Here is a 20,602-nt window from a genome sequence, read left to right as displayed (position 1 = left end):
CGACGATTTCCCGGGCCCAGGCCCCAAAGGCTAAATTTGCGTCGCGTATTCTTTGGGGGACTGCTTGTCGGCCCGCGGCGCGGTGCGATCGCCCGCACTGTCTCAAAAGTGAGTCAGAAATATTCGCTGTTGACCTGTATTCGTACTTTTTTTAACAATCTGCAATTGCTGGATTTTTTGTAATGATGGCTGGGAATTCAGCGCAGTTGAGGTGTTCACCACGACGGGTTTTAATTTCCGATGATATCATAGAGGAGACCAAGATTGCATCAATATTCGATCGGTTAACGCCAGATTTCAACCGGATCGACACCGACCGACGCAGATAATTCAATATAATCTGCGATGCAGAGTGCAACTCAAGTCTAGTGTCAGAGTCTTGTTTTCCGAGCATTTAAATCCGTGCTAAAAACGCCGGGATAAATGTAAGTTATTTATCAAAAAAGTCACTATGAATCAAGTTAAAAAAACTACAACCAAGCTGAATAGATCGCCAGTGCAAGTATCCGATCGCACTTGGCAACTCAGTAAGCTCCCCCCCCTCGACCTGTCTGAGGATATCACTGATGCGCGAGGTTTGAGAGAACTCAGTCTGGACGATCGCTCTAGAGGATTCCCAGAGACTGCCCAAACAAGATATTTCCGGGCTGAGGCCAAGACCGATCGGGCCCGATCGCCTGTGGGTTCTATCGGCTTTGTCAAGTGGTTGCTAAATCGTTTGACTCGATCGAAAGGTTGGCTGACAGTTATCACCCTGGCAGCAATTTGGGCGTTGTGGAACAGTCAGTTACTGTTTTCGACAGGGCTCGGAATCGCAGCCATGATGCTGGTTTACCGAGGAGAGTCGCGGGAGTGGCAATTGCTGCGATCGCAAGTCGAGCAATTTTGGGATAGCCCGAACCGTCGGTTTATTTTAGCAGCGGGCACCGGCGGCATTGCTACCTTGGGCGCTTACATGAGTTTGGCGATTTGGGCGGACTCAAGCAGCCACTGGATGGCTGCGAGCCTGATTTTGCAAAACTTTGGGACGATCGCCATTGCAGGGCTGCTGCTGCGACAAGCGCTGAGTATGGGAGCCTCAAAAGATGAAGCCACGGTCGATCGCATCCTGGCAGATTTGACCGATGCTGACCCCGTGAAGCGTTTGATTGCAGTGCGGCAAATGACCGATTTGGTAAATAACGGTGGGTTTGGCCATCGGAGTTTTGTCAAAAATCAGCCCGCCAAGCCAAGGAACAGGATAGCCCTAACCCGCGCTGCCGAGTGTTTTCGCCTGATGCTGAGTCAAGAACCGGAAGCTTTAGTCCGCAATGCCCTTCTCGAAGGTTTGCAGACTTGGGATGATACCTATGGCACCAGTTCAAAATCCAAAAATAAAGTCATCGACTATTAGCTGACCGTCAAAAGCATAAAAAGTAATTCGATGAATATTCGGAGCTTTGACACGCAGGGGAGTGCTAGGGGCGATCGGAGAATTAGAGCCTACCAGATTCGGTGCAGGCATTTCATCCTGAACAATTAGGTGTCCGTCAATGTCGCAAGCCGATAAAACAGTTCGCCGCGAACTGGTGACAAGTCCTGACACGCTGCGAACAGGATGCTTGAAAGTTACTTCTATCAATCCGCTTTTTGGCGCTCCCATTAGCACTGTTCTCCCAAAACTGGTGAAAAATGCTGGGTTTGAAGGTTGGATGGCTACAGCATTGCTAAAAGTCACCCCCCAATGTGCAAACTGGTGTTCTACTACTTCAAAGCATTTCAAATCTTCTAAAGCTAGGCGGACGATCGCCGGTACCGTGGCGCGCGATCGCACGTCTAGCCCAGCGCCCGATCGTTCGGGAATGGCGACTAAAGACTTTTTGCCGTTTAAATCCATGCTTCGACAGGCTGTATCAAATTCTGCAAACCCGTCCGATCGAAGACTCTGTGCGTCAACCATAAAACCCTCGCGATCCCGTTTCCTGAGCAGTTGCATTTTTAGTAAATCTCCCTGAAATTGGTTGTTTCTGGTGTTTGGGAATTGATAGTGGCGAGGCGGGAAATTGCCAAACCTGCAACGCCGGAATCGAAAACCGATCGCCTCTAACAAGGACTTTCAACCTCAAAATCGACTGCTCCGCAAAATATGGTAATTAATTATTCTTGATTGGCTCACGGCAGCAAACCAGCGGTCGGTTTAAAAGCGAAATCGAATACTCCTGCTTTCGAGCTTGGCGAACCGACTCGGTGCTTTTGAGGGGTCTTACCCATCATTTTGCTATTATCTCCGATCGACGGTAGGCAAGCAAGGGTGAAGATAACTACAGGGCAAAAGTCCCCAAAATCGCACAACTTAGTTGCTGTCCGTAGTTTCAGGCTTGATTTGTACTAAAATAGATTGAAATCAATACTTAATCTTTACAAAAACTCCGCTAGCTTTGCAACAATTTTAAATTGAGGCCCGGCTGCGGAGGAAAAGCTAAAATCTAACAGCGATTGAGGTTTATTTATGCTTATGCCCCTCGGCTTCGGTCAGCGATCGATAGTTACTTCTCTCGGCAGAATGGTGTACTACACTGCTGAAAAAATGCCTTGGCTCGAATTGTCTGCCCCGGCATCGGAAAACAAACCGAATTTGGTATTTTTCCACGGTTTTGGGGGCGGGTCTAGTGCCTACGAATGGTCGAAAGTTTATCCGGCTTTTGCAGCGGAATATCGAATTTTAGCACCGGATTTAATCGGTTGGGGGCGATCGGAACATCCGCCGAGAAATTATCAAGTCGAAGATTATATCACAACTTTGATTGAATTTCTGGAAAAAACTTGCGACAGTCCGACGGATGCGATCGCTTCTTCGCTGACAGGGGCGATCGCGATTCGAGCGGCGATCGCCCGCCCGGATCTGTTCAAATCGCTTATTTTGACAACACCAAGCGGTTTGTCGGACTTCGGACAGGATTACGGCAGCAGTTTCTTCGCTAAGCTAGTCAACACGCCAATTTTAGACCGTTTGCTCTACAGTACGGCCATCGCCACAGACGGCGGGATTCGCAGCTTCTTAGAACAGCGCCAATTTGCCGATTCGCGCCGCGTCTACCAAGAAATTGTCGATGCTTACCTCGAATCTGCCTTAGAACCAAATGCAGAATATGCCGCCCTGTCCTTTGTGCGGGGAGATTTGTGCTTTGATTTGTCGCTGTACATCACTCAGCTAACAACGCCGACAGCGATTATTTGGGGAGAAAAATCGCAGTTTACCAGCCCGGATATCGGCCAGCGATTGGCCAATCTCAACCCCGAAGCAATCAAAGTTTTTCAATCTCTGGAAAATGTGGGTTTGACTCCGCAGTTGGAAATTCCGGCTGTGACTGTTGGCTTAATTCGACAATATTTAAGGGTGCTTTCTCAAGGGTGAAGAAGTCATTAGTCATTAGTCATTAGTCATTAGTCATTAGTCATCAGTCATTAGTGCTGTCGCCTCCGAGCTTTCCGTACAAAGTCATCAGGAAGAAGAAAGAAGGAAGACGGAAGACGGAAGACGGAAGACGGAAGGGGGGAAGAAGAAATATGAATTCCCTCTTCCCCCCTTCCCTATTATAGCGGTTCGATCGCGTTGTGAGGTATGCGCGCGGAAGCCGACAGAACCTCATAGGAGAACTCGAAATGCTAATGACTAATGACTAATGACTAATGACTAATGACTAATGACTATTCTTTGACTCGCACGTCGATGACGCTGGCATTGAAAATGTATTTTTTGCCTTCAAGTTCTAGGGTAGTGCCAATTTTAACCTTCGTATTTCCTAAAACCGGGCCGTTGTCAGTAATTTGACCTTTTCCTTCTAGGGTAAACATCATATTTCTGCTGAAGGATTCTTCTTCTCGGGGATCGGGGAGAGCTTTGAGAGTACCGTTGGGCTGGGGAACTGCGAGGGTTCTGGTGATAGTTTTGACGGATTTGATCGTAATCTGACCGGCGGGCTGGTTGCGGATAACTACGTTGATTTTATCGCCAGCTTTGAACAACTCTGGGAAGTTCGTGCCTTTGAGTCCGATCGCAATTGCATCAATCTCTACAGATTTAACACTAGCGCCGCCGACTTGGGCGACGGAACCGCCCGATGTGCCGGGAAAAAAGAAGATGCCGACTGCAACTAGCAGCACAATCATTGCGGCACATACGTCTAGAATGCTGAGTTTGCCGAACAGCCGGCCTTGAGAATCTAAAATTTTCATAAATCGCCTATAAACGGACAGCGACAGGAGTATCTGTACAAGCCAAAAGATATTACCACAACGATCGCCCAAAATCCGCAGGACTTACAGAGTCGGTGAGGGGTGATGGGGTGATGGGGAAGAGGGGGAGAGTGGGGAGATGGGGAGAGTGGTTAAAATTTGGCAACAAGTTAAAATAGCAACTAAGCAGCGTTCTATTTCGTCTGCCGATTTAGTGACTTTTGAATTTTTCGTAAAAAAAAAAGAATACCGGGCGGTTTCAACCGCCAGAAAGTCAAACAAAACCTGCCGACGCCGGTTGAAGAACGGACGGTTGAAATTACATTATTTTCTTCAGTCTCTTAGAGAGGGACTTTGTTGTTGTAAATCCGGTTTCAACCGCCGTCTTATCTCCATCTTTCATCTTTTCACCCGCTCAGCTTCGCCCTTATAGCCATCTTCCATCTTCCTGATGAGGTGGGACGGAAAGCTCGGGGGGGACAGCACTAATAACTGATGACTAATGACCAATGACTAATGACTAATGACCAATGACTAATGACTAATGACCAATGACTAATGACTTCCTTTAACACTTATCAATTATGTTCAAAAGTTTTTGGTTGACTTGCCGGCATACTTGTGGCCGGGGGATTTATCTGTTTCTGTCGCTGATTGTGACTGCGGGTATCTGGGTGGTTTCCCCGGAACCAACACAGGCGTTTTCTTTGCCGGAACTGATTTTTCGGGGGATTCAAGTTATTCAACTGTCGAATATGTCCGATCGCCAGGAGGTGACTGTTGGCGGACAAATCAATCAGCAGTTGGCGGGGGGAGAAGTAAAAATTTACCGAGATCGCGCTGCTACAGCATATATCAACCGCATCGGTCAACGGCTGGCAGAGCAAAGCACTCGCCCTAATATTCCTTATACTTTTCAGGTGATTGATGACGACAATATTAATGCTTTTGCGACTATGGGCGGTTTTGTTTATGTGAATAAGGGTTTGATGGCGGCGGCGGATAATGAAGCGGAATTAGCCAGTGTCATCGCCCACGAAATCGCGCATATTAGTGCTCGCCACTCCATTAAACAAATGCGTCAAATGGCGATCGCCTCTGGTGTAGCTTCGGCGACAGGGCTCGATCGCTCTGCGGCGGTGCAGATTGGTGTCGAGTTGGCTTTGCGCCGCCCCCACAGCCGCCAAGCTGAGTACGAGGCGGATCAGTTGGGATTGGAAACTATGGGGCGAGCCGGCTACGCTCAATCTGGGATGGTTGATTTTATGAAAAAGTTGCTCAATCAGTCTTCTCCACCGAGTATTTTGAGCACACACCCGGCTACGAGCGATCGGATTGCCGCTATTTCTCAAGCGATCGATCCGGATCTGGCTAGCGGTGAAGGTTTGAACAATGCGGCTTACAAGCTGGAAATCCGGCGATTTTTGCGATCTTCCTAGCAATTCTCTAATTGTCAAAGGCGAACTCTTCTCTTCTCTTCTCTTCTCTTCTCTTCTCTTTTCTTACTTAGCGATCTTTGCGTCTTCGCGGTTCGTTAAAAAACAAATCTATTTGGTAGAGTGCGTTAGAAACAAGTGAATTTCGATTTTGTCGATCAAACTCAAACTAACGCACCCTACAACTTAATTTAACCCTGCTGCTGAACAACAGGGTTAATCTGACTTTTCGGGAATGTAATCTGTGGCTTCAATTGTCGGACAACTTCGTCAAACGGCACAATTCGGACTTGATTGTTAAACACATTTACTTGATAAACTCTGCGGTAGTTGAGGTCAAATCCAGTCAGCCAGCCGCTTTTGGGATGATAAGCACCCGTGTCAATATCCAACCACCCTTGGCCCCTGACTAATTCCCCAGGCCTCACACCCTCAAAGGTAAAAGTGATCGTGTGACCGGTAATAATTAATTTGTTGGGAAAATACGGTTTCGATATCGTGTGAAATTCTTTGCGAATCCAGCAGAGTTGTTCGCTAGACTGTTCGTTAATTGGCATAGCCGGATGCACGCCCGCGTGTACCAGCCAGATATCGCCTAAGTCAATGTACGTAGGGAGCGATCGCAGCCAATCTAAGTGTTTGTACGGCATCATCCCTGTCTCTTTGTAGCTGGCGACTGTCGCCTCCCCGCCACTGTACATCCAAAATTGCCACGCCCGCATATCCACCTGCGGCCCCGACAAAGCCTCCAGCATTAGTTGTTCGTGGTTTCCCAGCAGAGTTTGGTAGGGGCTGTGCTGCACAAAATCTAATACCTGAGCGCTTTTGGGCCCGCGATCGATTAAATCTCCCAAAAAATAAACGCGATCCTTCAAGCTCGGGGCAAGTGCCTCTAGCAAGAGCATTAAGCCGTCGTAATGCCCGTGTACGTCCCCGATAACAATGCGTCGGTACTCCACTGTGTTTATCCGCTTCCCTGACTCAAAACCCCAATTACTTGCTTATACCATCTGATTTTGATGCTATTTCCTTCATTCTTTAGGGAGGAGGGGTCTCACCCATTATAGTCCTTGCGATCGAGATTCAGTAATTTTCCCTAATATCTGTTTGTCTTGCTACAGATAGCAAAACTGGCAAGCTTTTCATTGCGTTTCTGCAACTGTTATTATTGAGTCAATCTATTTTAGATACTTCGACTTCGCGAGCGTACGAGTTTTAGATTTGAGATACTTCGACTTCGCTCAGTACGAGTTTGAGATTTGAGATTTGAGATTTACTCGACAGTTATTTGTCGATAAATCAACTCAAAAATAACTCACTTCTGTAGGGTGCGTCAGTGAAGCCCTATCTATATAAATCAAAAATAATCCTAGCTGACGCACCCTACAATACCACGATCGAGCGTTAACAAATCTCACTGAGTCAAAGCTTTGAGAAAAGTCTGAAGTTCTGCCAAAAAACTTTTCTTTTTTAGCGGTTTAACAGGTGCGTTGGAATTTGGATCGACGGTTCCCAAAGCTTTGTTTAAAATCCGCTCTAAATCGTCTCCGACGGGTTTTTGGGCGGTTTCAGAAATTAGTTCGTATTCGTCATTTGTTTCCAGCCAAACTTGCCAGGGTTGCGGATAACAGCGGAATAAAGCCGCATTGTCTAGAGGCCTGATGTAGTAGGAGGATTCGATTTTGTTGAGGAATCGATCGCGCAATTGGCGGGCTGCATAGCCTATCCCTATAGTAGCAACATCTTCGAGTCGCGGGTTGAGTATAATTACCGGGCGACCCCCCGTCGCTAAGTAGAGTTTTTCGACTTGCGCCACTTCTACCGCCGCCGGATTCACTAACAAAAATAGTTCGTCTTCCGGTGCTATTTTCTCTTCAATAGGGGTGCGGCTGCTACCCAAATCAGTCACTTTAAACAGTGTTTCTCCCCAGTCGCGACGGGCGAGGGCCGCCGCACCAGTATCGGGAAAAAAGACTTTGACTCCAGAGTGAATTTCCTCAAATTCTGGGAGAAATTGTTGGGCGATAGACTGTGCTTGCAGTGCTATTTCGGGAAATACTAATTCGACTTGCAGGAGATTTTTGCCGTCCGAGAGGGCGGCGGCTGTTGCAATGCGCGATTGGGCGATCGCCTCGTTGAGATCCTTTGGCAGTTCTGTCATCAATCTTAATTATTTTTACTCGACTTCTCTCACTTTAATTTTACCGCAATAAGCTAATCAACACTAACATTTTATATCAAACAATCATGCAACCATGAGTGAGGTGCGCTTCAGACTCGCCCCAACAAACACTTTAAATGTGCAAGCGTTTAAGCTACAAAAGCTAACACTGACACGGGCGAGCCTGAGCCTCCCAACAAACGTAATATTCCGATAACCAAAGTGATGTCGGCAGCAGGTAACAAGTGGAGATTTGCTAGATTTTCCAGCACTATTCGCTGGTTTCCCAACACCATTTTGTTAACCGCAAAACTTTCATCTTGTCCCGGATCTACTCCGTGGGTATCGGTTCCTATTCCGGCGACTGAGCGTTCTTCCAGCAAAAATTGAGTTGCTGCTTTGCCAAATCCGGGAAAGTGGCAAATTCCGTCTGCATCGGGATTGAAAAATGCTTGCTTGTTATCCCATTTTTCTTGCCATCCAGTATACAATAAAACTAGATTTCCCGGTTCTATAAGTTTGTGCTGTTGTTCCCAATTTAATATATCACTTACAGTTAAAGTGTAGTCTGGATTGGCAACAGTTGCCTCGCGGATGTCGATCGCAATTGCGGGCGAAACTAGCGACTGTGGCGCATAACTATCAATGCTTGCGCCGGCTGGATCGAAGCTGTTGGGTGCGTTGATGTGAGTGCCGCTGTGTTCTCCTATTGAAATTTTTCGCAGGAAATAGCCGTGTTTTTCTATTTGAGATACGGTTTCAAATGCGATCGCCGGATCTCCGGGCCAGATGGGAATATTTGGATGAATTGCATGGGTTAAGTCGATAATTTGTCTGTAGGCGATCGTTTTTAAATTGTTTGAGTTAAAGTTGTTTGTCATCGGCAAAAATGAAGAATTTCGGCGGTTGAAAGCGCTCCTTGTCAAGCACAAATGAATCGGCGGTTGAAACCGCTCCTTGTCAAGCGAAGTCCACTGCTAGCGGACTAAAAGCTAGCTGACAATTCGATCGAGCGCAGCTTCTATCACGTCCTTGGTTTGCCCGGAAACAGTATACACCAAAGCTTCTCGATAAACTCTCCCGGCGGGGTGCTGGATACCGTTAGCCGCACCGCCGGAAACTACAACTGCTGCGTGCCCGCAACGCACCGCTAAGTCAATGGCTGCGGCTCGGAGCGCTAATTGTTCTGCTTTTGAGCTATGTTGAGATTGTCGGAAATTCTGTTTTAGCCGATCGAGCTTTTGCTCCAATTTTTGGCAAGTCGTCGCCATCACAGGCGAATCTTTAGCAGTCGCCACTGTTGCAATTACATCCAATCCCGCTCGAATACAGCCAAAAGTAGCCGGCACAGAATTCAGGATATTTTTGCTGTCGTTTTCGGCTATCCACCCGACAGGTTTAACCGAAATTATTTCCGATTCATGCAGCAACCAATTATCGAGAGTTGCTGTCACAGTATTAGTCGAGTTCATGGCGATTAACTGCATGATTTCGCTGACAGCTATTTTACCATATTCACGATCGATATTGGCAAAAGGTAGCACACCAAAAACCGCGCGATTGTCTGGAAGTAGCGCAGCCACAATAAACTTTTGAAACAAGCCAAAACCTGTAATCCAAGGAATATTCCCCGACAGTAAATAGCCATCCTTTGTGGGAGTTGCGGTGACAGCCGGATTACCCGTTAGCGAAGCCCTCGAAGAGGATCGCCTTAAATGCGAAAACCCAACACCTAAGCGTAACTCTTTTTGGACGATCGCGCCCAAGTATCTACTTTTTAGCATTTCATTGTCACTGCTGGCAATCATCGCAGTTGCGCTGTGGTGCTGAGTTTGCAGGAAACCCAAAGCCCCAGAATATCGAGCCGTCAATTCCTGATATTCGTAAAAAAGCTCCGGTGGAATGTCCGCACCGCCCCATTTTTGGGGAACTCGCAACGCTAAGAGCGATCGACTTTCCAACCCAGCAACTGCTATTTTCAGCGCTTCCGAGTCACCGTCGATAACTTCGGCGCGGGGCACAACACACTCTTTAAGATAACTTTTTGTGCTGTGGAGAATTTCTTGAAAATCCATTTTTTATGATTGTTTTAAAATTGGCATTACTATTATTTCGGAAAGCCCCACAACTAATACAAAATATGAGCCACCCCTTTTATGATTCGGCGGTTTCAACCGCCAGAAAGTCAAACGATGTCGGCACCGATTGGTTCATAAAGGGGAGCCCAAACCCGGATTTAGTATATAGCGGTTCTCAAACGTTGTGAGGTATGCCCAATCCCTCCGCTTCGCTCCGCCCAATGCCCAATGCCCACGAGAGTACCTCATCTTTCTGAGAAATTCTATAACTTATTTCCACACTTTCCAAGGAGCCTTCCCTTCATCCCAAAGTTCGTTTAAATACTTGTATTCTCGGTAAGTATCCATTGCAAAGAAAAAGCCCTCGTGACGGTAAGCCATCAACTGTCCCTCTGCCGCCAAACGCTGCATCGGCTCCTGTTCTAAAACACAATCATCCCCACCCAAATACTCAAATACCCGGCGGTTAAACACAATATATCCAACACTAATCCAACCGTCTATTTGAGGTTTTTCAGTAAATTCTACTACGCGGCTATCGCTGTCTACATCCAAAATTCCAAAGCGCGAAATCGGGCGAAATGTAGTCACAGTTGCTAGCTTCCCGTGAGACTTGTGAAACTCCATCAATTGATCAATATTGACATCAGCAACTCCATCACCATATGTCACCATGAAATTCTCGTCATCGATATATTTTTCGATCCGTTTCACCCGTCCTCCCGTCAAGCTTTCTGCGCCAGTGTCAGCCAGCGTTACATTAAAATCTTGTTCGCGATGTTCCTCATGATAGGTAATGCTATTTTTGCGTCCCAGACAGACAGTAAAGTCATTGTTCATGGCTTCATAATTGAGGAAATATTCCTTAATCATGTTTCCGCGATAGCCCAAGCACACAATGAAGTTTTGGAAGCCATAGTAGGCATAGATTTTCATGATGTGCCAAATAATCGGACGCCCGCCGACATCAACTAAAGGTTTTGGACGAAATTCTGTTTCTTCTCTGAGACGAGTACCGAGGCCGCCAGCGAGGATAACTACTTGCATTTTTCCACCTTTTGAAAGCTCATCAATTAATGTATCATCAATTATTTGTATTTTTTAAAATAATTATTAACATTTTGTCATGGTTAGTGAAGCTTTGTGAAGCGCAGAAATCATCCCCTATGCTCAATAATTCTAGGGTAAGTACCCCTCACCTTAAATTTATGAATAATCGCCATCGCAGTAATTCTAGGGCGATGCACCGCGCACCGTATATTAAAATGCTGCGCGCAATCTTTAACTCACTAATGGTAAACTATGAAACAGACAAAAAATAGTATATAAATCTGAAAATGAACATAAAAAACAGCAATGAGAACTAAATTCGATCGCCTCAAACAGTTTTTAGGTATCATAGGCGCGATCGCCTCAATAACAATCTTATTCCAATCGGCAATACCTGATGTTTACGCCACGGTTATTGGGTCGGAAATTTCCAGCATACCACAAACCACCGTAGCTTTTGTTCCTAGCATACCGGGCGGCGGATTGGATGTTCACGAAGCCGCAGGAGGACATACTTTAGAGAGACACGTTGGCAAAACAGAAGCACAACTAGCACAGCGACTCGCAAGCGAAACGAGAATTTCTGCTGCATCTTCCTTTACTGACCGTTCCGTCGCCGAATCGGCCATTGCGGAAGCAATGAACAGAAACCAAAGTGCGATCGACTCCTGGGTTAAAAGTCGAGGAAATCGTTATACGATCGACTATAACGCCAACAGAATAATTGGCATTACTTTGCGCCGCCGCGCATCGAAAGCAACTTCAGCATCTCGCCTGAAAATAGTCCTCCAGCGCAGTGCCAAATTACCTCCCGGATACTTTATTCTCACAGCTTATCCCGAATGATCGATCAATTTCCTAATTTAACCCAATTTTTCAGTTCCTACTTTCACCAAGACTGGCCGCTAGAAGCTGAGACTCCCAGCGATGTAGTGAACAACTACCGCAGCAGCGAACCGCGCGAAACGGTTGAAGCCGCATCGCAAGAGCTTAGCAAACTGCTAGAAATGCCGATCGCCCCAGCCGACTTAGAAACATTCATCCTCGATGAATTAGGCTGTTACTATGACCCACAATCGGAAAATCAAACAGTCAGAGAATGGCTGGAATCAGTGCAAAAATCTTTGAAAAATCCCAGCTAAACTCTATATCTTTGTAAGGACACGGCTATATATTTGTAGGGACACGGCACTGCCGTGTCCCTACAATTAATCGCGGTAGGGACACGGCACTGCCGTGTCCTCTATATAATTCCGGTGCAACCAGAAACTATATCACTTGCTAACCGTCAATAAGTAGCCTTCATGGACGTTGAAATTAGGGATAACATAAGCCAAGCTGCCGCTACCCACCGACAAGTTTTCTTCTTTAACCGTGACAAGCTTCTGCACCGATCCTTCTTGATTGTTGGGAATTTTTTCTAACTTTAGAGTAATTTTCTGACCCTTTTGAATACCTAGCTGCTCCAAATTTCCGAGGCTTAATGTTACCGTTGTGGCCGAGGAATAATTGCGGTCGAAATAACCTAAAAGTACCTGTGCTTTACCTTCTGGATTTGACTTGCTGGCTAAAGCGACAAGGCGATCGTTATCCGATTGGCTAAGCACCCGTGAATTCACTCCGTCAGCATAAGCTTTGTATGTCCACCAAGCGGCCCTAGGCTCAAAAGTATTAGGCGTAACCATCCCGCTCAGCGTATTATTGAAGCAATTGCTAACTTTTTGAACTCCAGTTGTATCCCAACAAGCCCTACAAGCACCATCAGCTTTTGCATACTCCAAGTTATACAAATAACCTAAAATTTCCCCCGGCTGATATTGAGCTAATTCTCCAACAATTTCGTTAACGTAAATTTTTTGCAGTTTCAGTTCCTTGTAAAAAGGACTTTGTTGAAAATTGCGCTTGGCATCGATTACGTGGTCGTCCACAAATAAAATTATCGTATCGTTGAGTTCGTGCCAAGCTAGGAAATTTACTTCTAGTTTGTTGGCTTTGCAGTAATCCAAAAAGGCGGCGAGGTATTCTTTGTTGTAAGTGCTGATGCTCGGCCCGCCAATCACGGCTGTTGGCCCCAATTCTTCCCGCAGAATTTTGTAAGCTCTTTTGTAGGTTTCAAAGAATTGTTCTCTGCTACCATTCCAAAACGGATTTTTTAAATCGGGTTCATTCCATACATCCCAAATAATTTTTTTGCCTTTATTTTGCTGGGCTAACTGTCGGATGAATGCTTCCCACGCGGGGTAGTTTTGATAGGGCCACCCATTGGGATTGCTACCGTAGCCCCAGAGGTCGCTAACTAATAGTTGAAATTCGGCTCCGCTGGCGATTACTCGATCGTAAATGTCGAGCCTTCCCGCGCGCCACAGCTTCGGCTGCAAGGGTTTGATTAAGTTGTCTGGGGGCTTGCTGGGGTCGATGCCGTGCAAGATGCCGCTCATGGACGTTATACCGACGGCTGGTTGGCCAAAATCTACTGTGATGTTCGATCGCATTTGGGCGATCGCTCTTTGCTGCCCAAAATAGGCGATTAACAGCATAGTTACCACCGCCAAGCAAATTGGCAGCAGCTTGTTAATAGGTTTGAACTTGAAGGTGAATTGCATATTGTATTGGCTGGCGAAGTGAACAACAGGAAGCAATGACAAACCTTAGTAAGTTTGTAGTGAGAACTTTAGTCCTTCCTCAAAGATTTTAGATAAGAAAGACTGGCATTTTTTACCACAAGCCAAGAAAGAATGCAAGTTATTACTACCAACTAACAAGGACTTGCATTCCTTACTGCGAACCATTTTTTAGAAATGGGAACGCACAAAGTCTTAACGAACAGACAAGGCAACTTCAAAACCCTGGATTGATGCTATCAATTCTTGCCAAGCTTCAGAATCAACTAGCGAGCGAGTATCAAGTTTAACGCCCTTTTCGGCAGATAGTGTCACAAAATTCGTGATCCAGCTCAAAATAGTTTCCGTTGTAAACAGCGGCGTACATTTCCATGATAACTGCAACTTCTCCGCCATCCCGGACATATCTCCGCGATCGAAAGCTTGCCATGCCTGCCATACTAGATAATAGTAATTGAGCATACTGTCAACTTGCTGAATCTGCTTTTGGACTTTGGGGGCTACCGCAAATTTATCTCGATTGCTGCTAGCAGATAAGACTTCTGCGATAACTTCTGCGTATTCCCCAAGCATCCGTTCTTCCTTGAACATTTCTGCAGCCCGCAATTTGCAAGCTTGTCCTGCAAGCCTCCGCAATTCGGGGTTTTGCGCCCAGAGTTCTATCGTTTCTGCTAACTCTCGCGCTGTCTGTTTCGGGTCAATTTTGGGATCGGCGATTAACTTTCCGGTGTCTCCCAACTCTTCGGGAATACCGCTGACTGCTGTAGCAATTACGGGCAGTTCTTTCGCCATTGCTTCCATAATTGCTAGCGGCATTCCTTCGGATTCGGAAGATAAAATAAAGATGTCGCTGGCGTCCAACCAATCGGCAATATCCCACCGCTGTCCTAAGAATTTAACTTGTTCGGTGACTCCTAATTCGCTAACAGTTGCTCTCAATTCCGGCTCCATATTGTCGTGAGTGGTAGAACCGGGGCCGGCCCACACAAAGTATAGCTGCGGCCAAATTGGCAGATTTTTCAGTTGGGCGATCGCCTGCAATTGATACTGATATCCTTTAATTGGAGTCAGTCTCGCCGCCGTGAAACAAACCACAGCTTCTTCCGGGATGCCTTGTTCTCGGCGCAAGCGCTGGCGGTTGGAAAGATTGGGCGGTTCAAAATAACTGTCCGGCCTGCCGTAATAAATAACCTTTCCCCGTTCCAGAGGTGTTTTAAACAAACTCTTGAACAAGTTTAAATTTTCGTGGGAAACAGCGATGACGGATTTGGCTAAATCGTACTGATAGGCGACTGCATCGAAATAGGGAACTCGATCGCCACGGTTGAAATGTTGATAAGTGCGATCGATATAACCGAGAGTAATTACATAAGGTATGTTTTGCTTAATCGCCACTTGTTTTGCAGCAAAATTTGCGATCGGCCAGCCATCACTAAAGATAATTAAATCCGGTTGAGCTTCCGCGTAAATTCTTTCAGCATCCGCACAATTGTAAGCAATTCGCAAAAACTCCTTCATTGTGTCGAACTCCAGCCAAATATGCTCGATCCCTAGCTGCTGCTGTTCGGTAATTAAAGGATTAGAAGTTTTAGTTTGTACGCTAGTAACTCGGTAGCCGTCGGCTGCTAATTTGCAAAGCAGCGAGTGGTTGAATTGCGCTAAACCGCCGATTCCGTGGTCTTCTGCGTACAGGAGTACGTGCCTTCCCAATTGACGGGAACTTGAACTGGGCACTGATTTAAATTGATAGGTATTGTTGACAGCCTCTACAACTACGTCTTGCCATTCAGGTAAATTGGTCAAGGCATAAGCATCAAAACTATTGCTGTATTCTTCCGAAGAAACTCTAAAAGTTTCCAACCATTTGAAAACAGTTTCGGAGCCAGTAAAAGAAGTATAGTACAGCGATTTTTGCAGGCACTCGACCATCTCTGCCAAATATCCGTCGCGGTACATCCGCCACGCTATCCACACTAAACATTTGTAACGTTCTGCCTTTTTTAATTTGCGAATGCGATCGGGCAAATCGGGTCTGGCGAAAAATTGCTCCATCACAATTTCCATACTTTTCATCACTTTTTGCCCGCCGGACATCAAATTTTTATCGTGCTGGCGGTAGCAGGTTAATACCTCTTTCAACCAAGCACATTTGCAGCCTTTTAAAGTCAAACGCAAAGCAAAATCTAAATCTTCGGTTGGCGGAAAGCGAGGGTCAAAACCGCCCAGACGTTCCCACCACTCGCGCCGCAGCATCATGGCGCTGGGACGCACGCTTTTGTATAGAACAAAGGTTTCTAAATCTAAGTTGGGCGAGTCTTCCCAAGGGACGGATGCGTAGATATCTTTTCCGGTTTCATCAACCATCAACCAGCCGTTTTGTACCATCCCTAAAGAGGGGTCAGCTTCAAAACAAGCAATTTGTTTGGCAAGTTTTTCTGGCAGAAAAAAGTCGTCAGCATCCAGAAAAGCTAAGAATTCGCCTTTGGCAATCTCGCAAGCGCGATTCCGAGCTATTGCTGCGCCTTGATTTTCCTGATAGACGTACTGAATTACATCGCGGTAAGCATCTAAAACTTGGCGAGTGTTGTCTGTAGAACCGTCGTCTACGACTATGATTTCCCAGTCTTGGTAAGTTTGATCGATCGCGCTTTCTAAGGCATTCACAATGTAGCGTTCGCAGTTGTATGCCGGGATAATGACGCTGACTCTGGGTGTTTTTGAGGAAAGTATGCTAGCCATTAACTTTTTCCAGTCCGATAAATTTCTTAATATTTCAAAGTCGATTGTACGTCGGTAAACTAGGGCAATAGAAGCCAGACGTTGGAGCCAATTTGTGACTGTTTTTTTTGCTGGATAGGGACTGTAGCGGAGAGATTTTTGAAAAAAATCAACCGCCTCAACTGGATAGTTACTATAGTACAATTGCCACGCCATCCAAGTCAATGCTTCGTATAAAGCCGGATTTTCTAATTCGCGGATGTGCTGCGGCAAATCGGGTTTGGCGAAAAATTGCTGTTTTAAGGTAATAAAAAGATTTGCTTGTTTCAGGGCTTTTTTGATTGATACATTTTTGTCGTGCTGGCGGTAGGATACTGTGATTTGAGGGAGCCAAGCTGCTTCGCAACCCAGCACTGCTAAACGCAGCACTAAATCTGAATCGTCTACTGAATCAAACTCTGAGTTAAACCCGCCGGCAATTTCCAGCCACTGGCGCGAAAACATCATGGCGCTGGGAAGTACGGGCATTTGTACTATCCAAGTTTCTAAGTTTAATTTGGGGAAATACAGCCAAGGTGTGATGTCGGAAATTGCGTCGCCTTGCTCGTTAACTAAACGCCAGCCACTGTTGACAATTCCTAAGGATGGTGAGGAGCGAAACAGTGCTATTTGTGCGGCTAATTTATCGGGTTCAAAGAAGTCATCTTGATCTAAAAATGCTATAAATTCGCCTTTTGCTTCCTGAATTCCTCGGTTGCGGGCGGCTGCTACTCCTCGATTTTCTTGATATACATAGCGAATTTTGTCCAGATAAGGCTGCAATACCTGATGTGTCTCATCTGTGGAACCGTCGTCTACAACGATAATTTCCAAATTTGTAAAAGTTTGCGCTAGGACACTTTCTACTGCTTGCGCGATGTAGCGATCGCCATTATATGCTGGTATAATTACGCTGACTAGCGGTGTTTGATTAACTGTTGACATTATTTGATTCGCTGTTAAGTATAAGGAAGAAGTCATTGGTCATTAGTCATTGGTCATTAGTCATTAGTCATTGGTCATTGGTCATTGGTCATTAGCGCGAACGTCCCCGCTCGCGAACTTTATTAGTCATTGGTGATTAGTCATTGGTGATTAGTTATTGGTTATTGGTCATCAGGAAGAGGCAAGCAGGAAGAAAAAATACATCACAATATCGATCGCGATCCGTATTTGGCGTTTGATTAAGTGAATTTACTTAACTGGTTGCTATTTTAGTGTAATCTAAATTGGTTTTTCTTCTACTTTTGTGCAAATTCACTTAAAGTTCGATCGCACAAATGCCCAGCAGGCGCTCCGGTATTTACAGTAAAGCAGATGTCTGTGTACAATCTGGAAATTAGACAGGTTTTGCTCTACAATCATACAGGTCATTATTACTCAACAGGAACGCGGTAAGTGAATTCAGAAACAGCAGCGCTTGATTTGCAACAACAGGCAGAAATATATTTAGCTTTTGGGAAGTTGGAGGAGGCGATCGCACTTTGCCACCAAATTCTCGCATCGCACCCCGATTCTGCCGAGACTTGCAAAACCCTAGGGAAGGCGCTGCAAGCTCAGGGCAATCTAGAAGACGCAAAGTATTGGTATAAAGTTGCGATCGCCCACAAACCCGATTTTGCCGAAGCTTTTGCTAACCTCGGCACGCTCAGCGCTAGTTTGCAACAGTGGCAAGAGGCGATCGCCTTTTACCAAAAAGCTATCTCCCTGCAACCCGACTGTGCAGGATTTTACCGCAATTTGAGCCGCATATTTACCCAACTCGGTCAACCAGAAAAAGCAGCAGACTGCTCCTATCAAGCACTCATGGTGGAACCGATAGAAGTAGCCTCAGAATATCTAGATTTAGGTAACATTTTATTAGCGCAAAATAAAATTCAAAAAGCCATAATTTGCTATCGTCGCACTATTTATTTAAACCCTAGTTTTTGCGAAGCTTACTGCCAATTAGCCGAAGCAGCCAGCGAGCTAAAACAGTGGGATGAAGCTATTTTGAGCTACCGTCAAGCTATTAAAATTCAACCAGATATTTCGGAATTTCATTACAAACTCGGAAGAGTCTTTCAAGAGAAAAAACTCTGGAACGAAGCAGAAAAAGCCTATCGCGAAAGTATTGAATTGAATCCGAATTCATTTTGGTGTTACTTTAATTTAGGCGCAGTTTTGCTAGAGCTAGAGCAATGGCAAGAAGCTTTAATTGTCTACCGCACTGCTGTTGAAATTAACCCGGATTTTTCTTGGTCTTACTACAGCATCGGTGAAGCTTGCGGCAAATTAGAAAAATGGTCGGAATCCGCCGCAGCCTACCAGCAGGCTGTTGACTTAGATCCGAATTGTTCTGGCTTTTTTCACAAGTTGGGAGAGGCGCTTTTTCAACTAGAAAAATGGTCGGAAGCTGCCACAGCCTACGAAAGCGCGATCGCCCTTAATTCCGATTTTTTTTGGTCTCATTATAATTTAGCTTTGACTTTAGTTAAACTTCAGGATTGGTTGGCGGCAACCTTCGCCTACCAGCGGGCGATCGAACTCAATCCAGATTTTTTTTGGACTTACCACAATTTAGGAGAAGCGCTGTTGAAAACCCAGCAGTGGAAAGCAGCCGCTACAGCTTATGAGCGTGCCATTGAACTCAACCCAAATTTTGCTTGGTCTTATTACAATCTAGGCGATGCTTTGACTGAAATGCACGACTGGAATAAGGCTGTTTCTGCTTACCTTTGTGCCTTACAAATCGAGCCTTCTCTCCCGAAAATTTACGCCAAGTTAGCCGCCGCTTTGAGCGAAAGAACTCCAGCCAATTTAGACTCCGCAACCAGCTACTATCACCACGAATTGCAACCGCTGCACTCTCCAGAATTTTACTGCGAAACCGCCCAAAAGTTTGTTGATGGCGATCGGCTTGATGCAGCGATTGTTTTGTACTTGATGGCATTAGAAATGCGGCCGGAAGATGCAGCAATATCCGCAAAATTAGCGGAAATATTGGATCGAAAACATCAAAGTGGCGATCGCAGTTTATTATTAGAGTTGGAAATTGACGATATTCGCGATCGCTACATTGCCCGAGTCGTCAAAAATCAGACTTTTGCAGAAGTCGGCGGCTTGTGGGGAACCGTCAACGAAAAAGTATCTGTAGCAAGCAAATACGGTGCAGTTTCTCTAACAATGATTGATGTCACCCCCACATCACAAGAAATTTGGCAAGATTTTCGCGATCGCATGGCAAGTTTAAATATTGCTAATTATAATTGTATCAGTCGAGATATAACTCAGATTCAGCCCGCAGAAATTGGCGAACCTTACGGTGTAGTCCACTGTGCAGGAGTTTTGTACCATCACCCCCACCCTTTGCAAATTTTAATCAGCTTGCGTCAAATAACAGGGCAGTATTTAATCTTAACTTCAGCTATAACCCAAGAAGTTATAGAAAACGAGCGGGGGCGCTACGAAATTCCAGCTTCTGGGGTAATATTCATTCCCGCTTTGAGCGAATCCGAACGCTCTATATTAGCAGCTTACTGGCAGCAATACACCTACGGCACACCAATTCTTGGAGTAATTGAGAAAGCAGTTTTTGACATCAACGACTTTGGGCCGTGGTGGTGGTTGCCTACAGCTTCTGCTTTAGAATCTATGTGCAAAGTAGCTGGATTTAAGGTTTTAAATAAAGGATTGACTTGGTACAATAACGCTTTGACTCTGCTACTGGAGGTTTGAAGATTGGCAAACGAAGACTCACAGTAATTGCACAAAGCAAACCGCTAAAAAACTGGTTTATGAGCGAATTATTCGTTTGATTTATCCAATATTCTTACTAAGAAATCGTTTGTTTTGTCTGAGTAAAAAAATAAGTGTAGCCACCCCAAGATGGTGAGAAATTTCTTAATTACTGAAAACATTCCTCAAAACTTAATTCTTCCTGCTTTCCTGTTCCTTTTATTTTTTTCTTCTTCCTTCTTCCGATGGACTTACATCCGTTACATCCGTTACATCCGCTACATAATCCGTTGCCGAACTTCCTTCTTCCTTCTTCCGACGGACTTACATCGGTTACATCGGTTACATCCGTTACATCCCGTACATTGCTCGTTGCCGAACTTCCTTCTTCCTGATGACTGATGATATCATGTCCGATCGCTTACCACAACAAAAACGGATCGCGCGTGCGATCCAATCTTATTGTTTTCAATCCATCGGACACGATATCACCAATAACCAATAACCAATAACCAATAACCAATAACCAATAACCAATAACCAATAACCAATAACCAATAACCAATA

At 45.4% G+C, this 20,602-nt stretch carries 16 protein-coding genes; 7 read left to right on the top strand and 9 right to left on the bottom strand.

Going from position 1 to position 20,602, the window contains the following annotated elements:
* Positions 1 to 36: 36 nt before the first annotated feature.
* Both QUA97_RS13230 and QUA97_RS13225 read left to right on the top strand, forming a co-directional pair.
* A complete protein-coding gene (locus tag QUA97_RS13230; protein WP_194066868.1) occupies positions 37 to 183 on the top strand; it encodes a hypothetical protein in 147 nt (48 codons plus the stop codon).
* A gap of 268 nt (positions 184 to 451) precedes the next feature.
* Positions 452 to 1,393: a hypothetical protein gene (locus QUA97_RS13225; RefSeq protein ID WP_194066869.1), complete on the top strand. Its 942-nt coding sequence runs from the start codon at positions 452 to 454 to the stop codon at positions 1,391 to 1,393.
* On the opposite strand, the gene QUA97_RS13220 is transcribed toward QUA97_RS13225, so the two are convergent.
* Complete coding sequence (locus QUA97_RS13220; RefSeq protein ID WP_194066870.1) at positions 1,361 to 1,975, bottom strand: hypothetical protein; 615 nt, start codon at positions 1,973 to 1,975, stop codon at positions 1,361 to 1,363. The two genes, QUA97_RS13225 and QUA97_RS13220, sit on opposite strands and share 33 nt — an antisense overlap.
* A gap of 513 nt (positions 1,976 to 2,488) precedes the next feature.
* On the opposite strand from QUA97_RS13220, the gene QUA97_RS13215 reads away from it, so the two are divergent.
* Entirely contained in the window at positions 2,489 to 3,394 is a 906-nt protein-coding gene (locus tag QUA97_RS13215; RefSeq protein ID WP_194066871.1) for an alpha/beta fold hydrolase, read from the top strand.
* 293 nt (positions 3,395 to 3,687) lie between these two features.
* On the opposite strand, the gene QUA97_RS13210 is transcribed toward QUA97_RS13215, so the two are convergent.
* A complete protein-coding gene (locus QUA97_RS13210; RefSeq protein ID WP_194011245.1) occupies positions 3,688 to 4,215 on the bottom strand; it encodes a DUF4330 domain-containing protein in 528 nt (175 codons plus the stop codon).
* Positions 4,216 to 4,799: 584 nt separating this feature from the next.
* On the opposite strand from QUA97_RS13210, the gene QUA97_RS13205 reads away from it, so the two are divergent.
* The gene (locus tag QUA97_RS13205) at positions 4,800 to 5,654 is read left to right on the top strand and encodes a M48 family metallopeptidase (protein WP_194069459.1); all 855 of its coding nucleotides are present in this window, start codon (positions 4,800 to 4,802) and stop codon (positions 5,652 to 5,654) included.
* 188 nt (positions 5,655 to 5,842) lie between these two features.
* On the opposite strand, the gene QUA97_RS13200 is transcribed toward QUA97_RS13205, so the two are convergent.
* The 5 genes from QUA97_RS13200 to rfbF form a co-directional block, all read right to left on the bottom strand.
* Positions 5,843 to 6,610 (bottom strand): metallophosphoesterase family protein, encoded by a 768-nt coding sequence (locus QUA97_RS13200; RefSeq protein ID WP_194069461.1) that lies wholly within the window; start codon positions 6,608 to 6,610, stop codon positions 5,843 to 5,845.
* 455 nt (positions 6,611 to 7,065) lie between these two features.
* Positions 7,066 to 7,812 (bottom strand): DUF1995 family protein, encoded by a 747-nt coding sequence (locus QUA97_RS13195; protein WP_194069462.1) that lies wholly within the window; start codon positions 7,810 to 7,812, stop codon positions 7,066 to 7,068.
* 149 nt (positions 7,813 to 7,961) lie between these two features.
* The gene (locus QUA97_RS13190) at positions 7,962 to 8,693 is read right to left on the bottom strand and encodes a cyclase family protein (RefSeq protein ID WP_194069463.1); all 732 of its coding nucleotides are present in this window, start codon (positions 8,691 to 8,693) and stop codon (positions 7,962 to 7,964) included.
* Positions 8,694 to 8,804: 111 nt separating this feature from the next.
* On the bottom strand, positions 8,805 to 9,887 hold the full coding sequence (locus QUA97_RS13185) for an acyl-CoA dehydrogenase family protein (RefSeq protein ID WP_333194845.1): 1,083 nt from the start codon (positions 9,885 to 9,887) through the stop codon (positions 8,805 to 8,807).
* A gap of 273 nt (positions 9,888 to 10,160) precedes the next feature.
* Complete coding sequence (gene rfbF / locus QUA97_RS13180; protein ID WP_194069465.1) at positions 10,161 to 10,937, bottom strand: glucose-1-phosphate cytidylyltransferase; 777 nt, start codon at positions 10,935 to 10,937, stop codon at positions 10,161 to 10,163.
* A 309-nt stretch (positions 10,938 to 11,246) separates the two neighbouring features.
* Here rfbF and QUA97_RS13175 point away from each other — a divergent pair, with 309 nt between their 5' ends.
* Together QUA97_RS13175 and QUA97_RS13170 are read left to right on the top strand one after the other, a co-directional pair.
* Positions 11,247 to 11,786, top strand: a complete 540-nt coding sequence (locus QUA97_RS13175; protein WP_333194844.1) for an RNase A-like domain-containing protein — start codon at positions 11,247 to 11,249, stop codon at positions 11,784 to 11,786.
* Positions 11,783 to 12,082: a contact-dependent growth inhibition system immunity protein gene (locus QUA97_RS13170; RefSeq protein ID WP_194069467.1), complete on the top strand. Its 300-nt coding sequence runs from the start codon at positions 11,783 to 11,785 to the stop codon at positions 12,080 to 12,082. The genes QUA97_RS13175 and QUA97_RS13170 overlap by 4 nt, the downstream gene beginning before the upstream one ends.
* 132 nt (positions 12,083 to 12,214) lie before the next feature.
* On the opposite strand, the gene QUA97_RS13165 is transcribed toward QUA97_RS13170, so the two are convergent.
* Positions 12,215 to 13,543, bottom strand: a complete 1,329-nt coding sequence (locus QUA97_RS13165; protein ID WP_194069468.1) for a GH39 family glycosyl hydrolase — start codon at positions 13,541 to 13,543, stop codon at positions 12,215 to 12,217.
* A 213-nt stretch (positions 13,544 to 13,756) separates the two neighbouring features.
* A complete protein-coding gene (locus tag QUA97_RS13160) occupies positions 13,757 to 17,263 on the bottom strand; it encodes a glycosyltransferase (RefSeq protein ID WP_333194872.1) in 3,507 nt (1,168 codons plus the stop codon).
* A 453-nt stretch (positions 17,264 to 17,716) separates the two neighbouring features.
* Here QUA97_RS13160 and QUA97_RS13155 point away from each other — a divergent pair, with 453 nt between their 5' ends.
* The gene (locus tag QUA97_RS13155; protein WP_333194843.1) at positions 17,717 to 20,035 is read left to right on the top strand and encodes a tetratricopeptide repeat protein; all 2,319 of its coding nucleotides are present in this window, start codon (positions 17,717 to 17,719) and stop codon (positions 20,033 to 20,035) included.
* The last annotated feature ends 567 nt before the right edge of the window (positions 20,036 to 20,602 follow it).

Origin of the sequence: Microcoleus sp. CZ3-B2, from assembly GCF_036705055.1 — a bacterium.
In the GTDB taxonomy this organism is placed as follows: Bacteria; Cyanobacteriota; Cyanobacteriia; order Cyanobacteriales; family Microcoleaceae; genus Microcoleus.
This window is presented reverse-complemented; position numbering and strand designations above follow the sequence as displayed.

Bases quoted from the DNA above. Each gene is read 5' to 3' on its own strand.
- QUA97_RS13225 (WP_194066869.1), top strand. From the start codon at position 452: ATGAATCAAGTTAAAAAAACTACAACCAAGCTGAATAGATCGCCAGTG.
- QUA97_RS13220 (WP_194066870.1), bottom strand. From the start codon at position 1,975: ATGCAACTGCTCAGGAAACGGGATCGCGAGGGTTTTATGGTTGACGCA.
- QUA97_RS13215 (WP_194066871.1), top strand. From the start codon at position 2,489: ATGCTTATGCCCCTCGGCTTCGGTCAGCGATCGATAGTTACTTCTCTC.
- QUA97_RS13210 (WP_194011245.1), bottom strand. From the start codon at position 4,215: ATGAAAATTTTAGATTCTCAAGGCCGGCTGTTCGGCAAACTCAGCATT.
- QUA97_RS13205 (WP_194069459.1), top strand. From the start codon at position 4,800: ATGTTCAAAAGTTTTTGGTTGACTTGCCGGCATACTTGTGGCCGGGGG.
- QUA97_RS13195 (WP_194069462.1), bottom strand. From the start codon at position 7,812: ATGACAGAACTGCCAAAGGATCTCAACGAGGCGATCGCCCAATCGCGC.
- QUA97_RS13190 (WP_194069463.1), bottom strand. From the start codon at position 8,693: ATGACAAACAACTTTAACTCAAACAATTTAAAAACGATCGCCTACAGA.
- QUA97_RS13185 (WP_333194845.1), bottom strand. From the start codon at position 9,887: ATGGATTTTCAAGAAATTCTCCACAGCACAAAAAGTTATCTTAAAGAG.
- rfbF (WP_194069465.1), bottom strand. From the start codon at position 10,937: ATGCAAGTAGTTATCCTCGCTGGCGGCCTCGGTACTCGTCTCAGAGAA.
- QUA97_RS13175 (WP_333194844.1), top strand. From the start codon at position 11,247: ATGAGAACTAAATTCGATCGCCTCAAACAGTTTTTAGGTATCATAGGC.
- QUA97_RS13170 (WP_194069467.1), top strand. From the start codon at position 11,783: ATGATCGATCAATTTCCTAATTTAACCCAATTTTTCAGTTCCTACTTT.
- QUA97_RS13165 (WP_194069468.1), bottom strand. From the start codon at position 13,543: ATGCAATTCACCTTCAAGTTCAAACCTATTAACAAGCTGCTGCCAATT.
- QUA97_RS13160 (WP_333194872.1), bottom strand. From the start codon at position 17,263: ATGTCAACAGTTAATCAAACACCGCTAGTCAGCGTAATTATACCAGCA.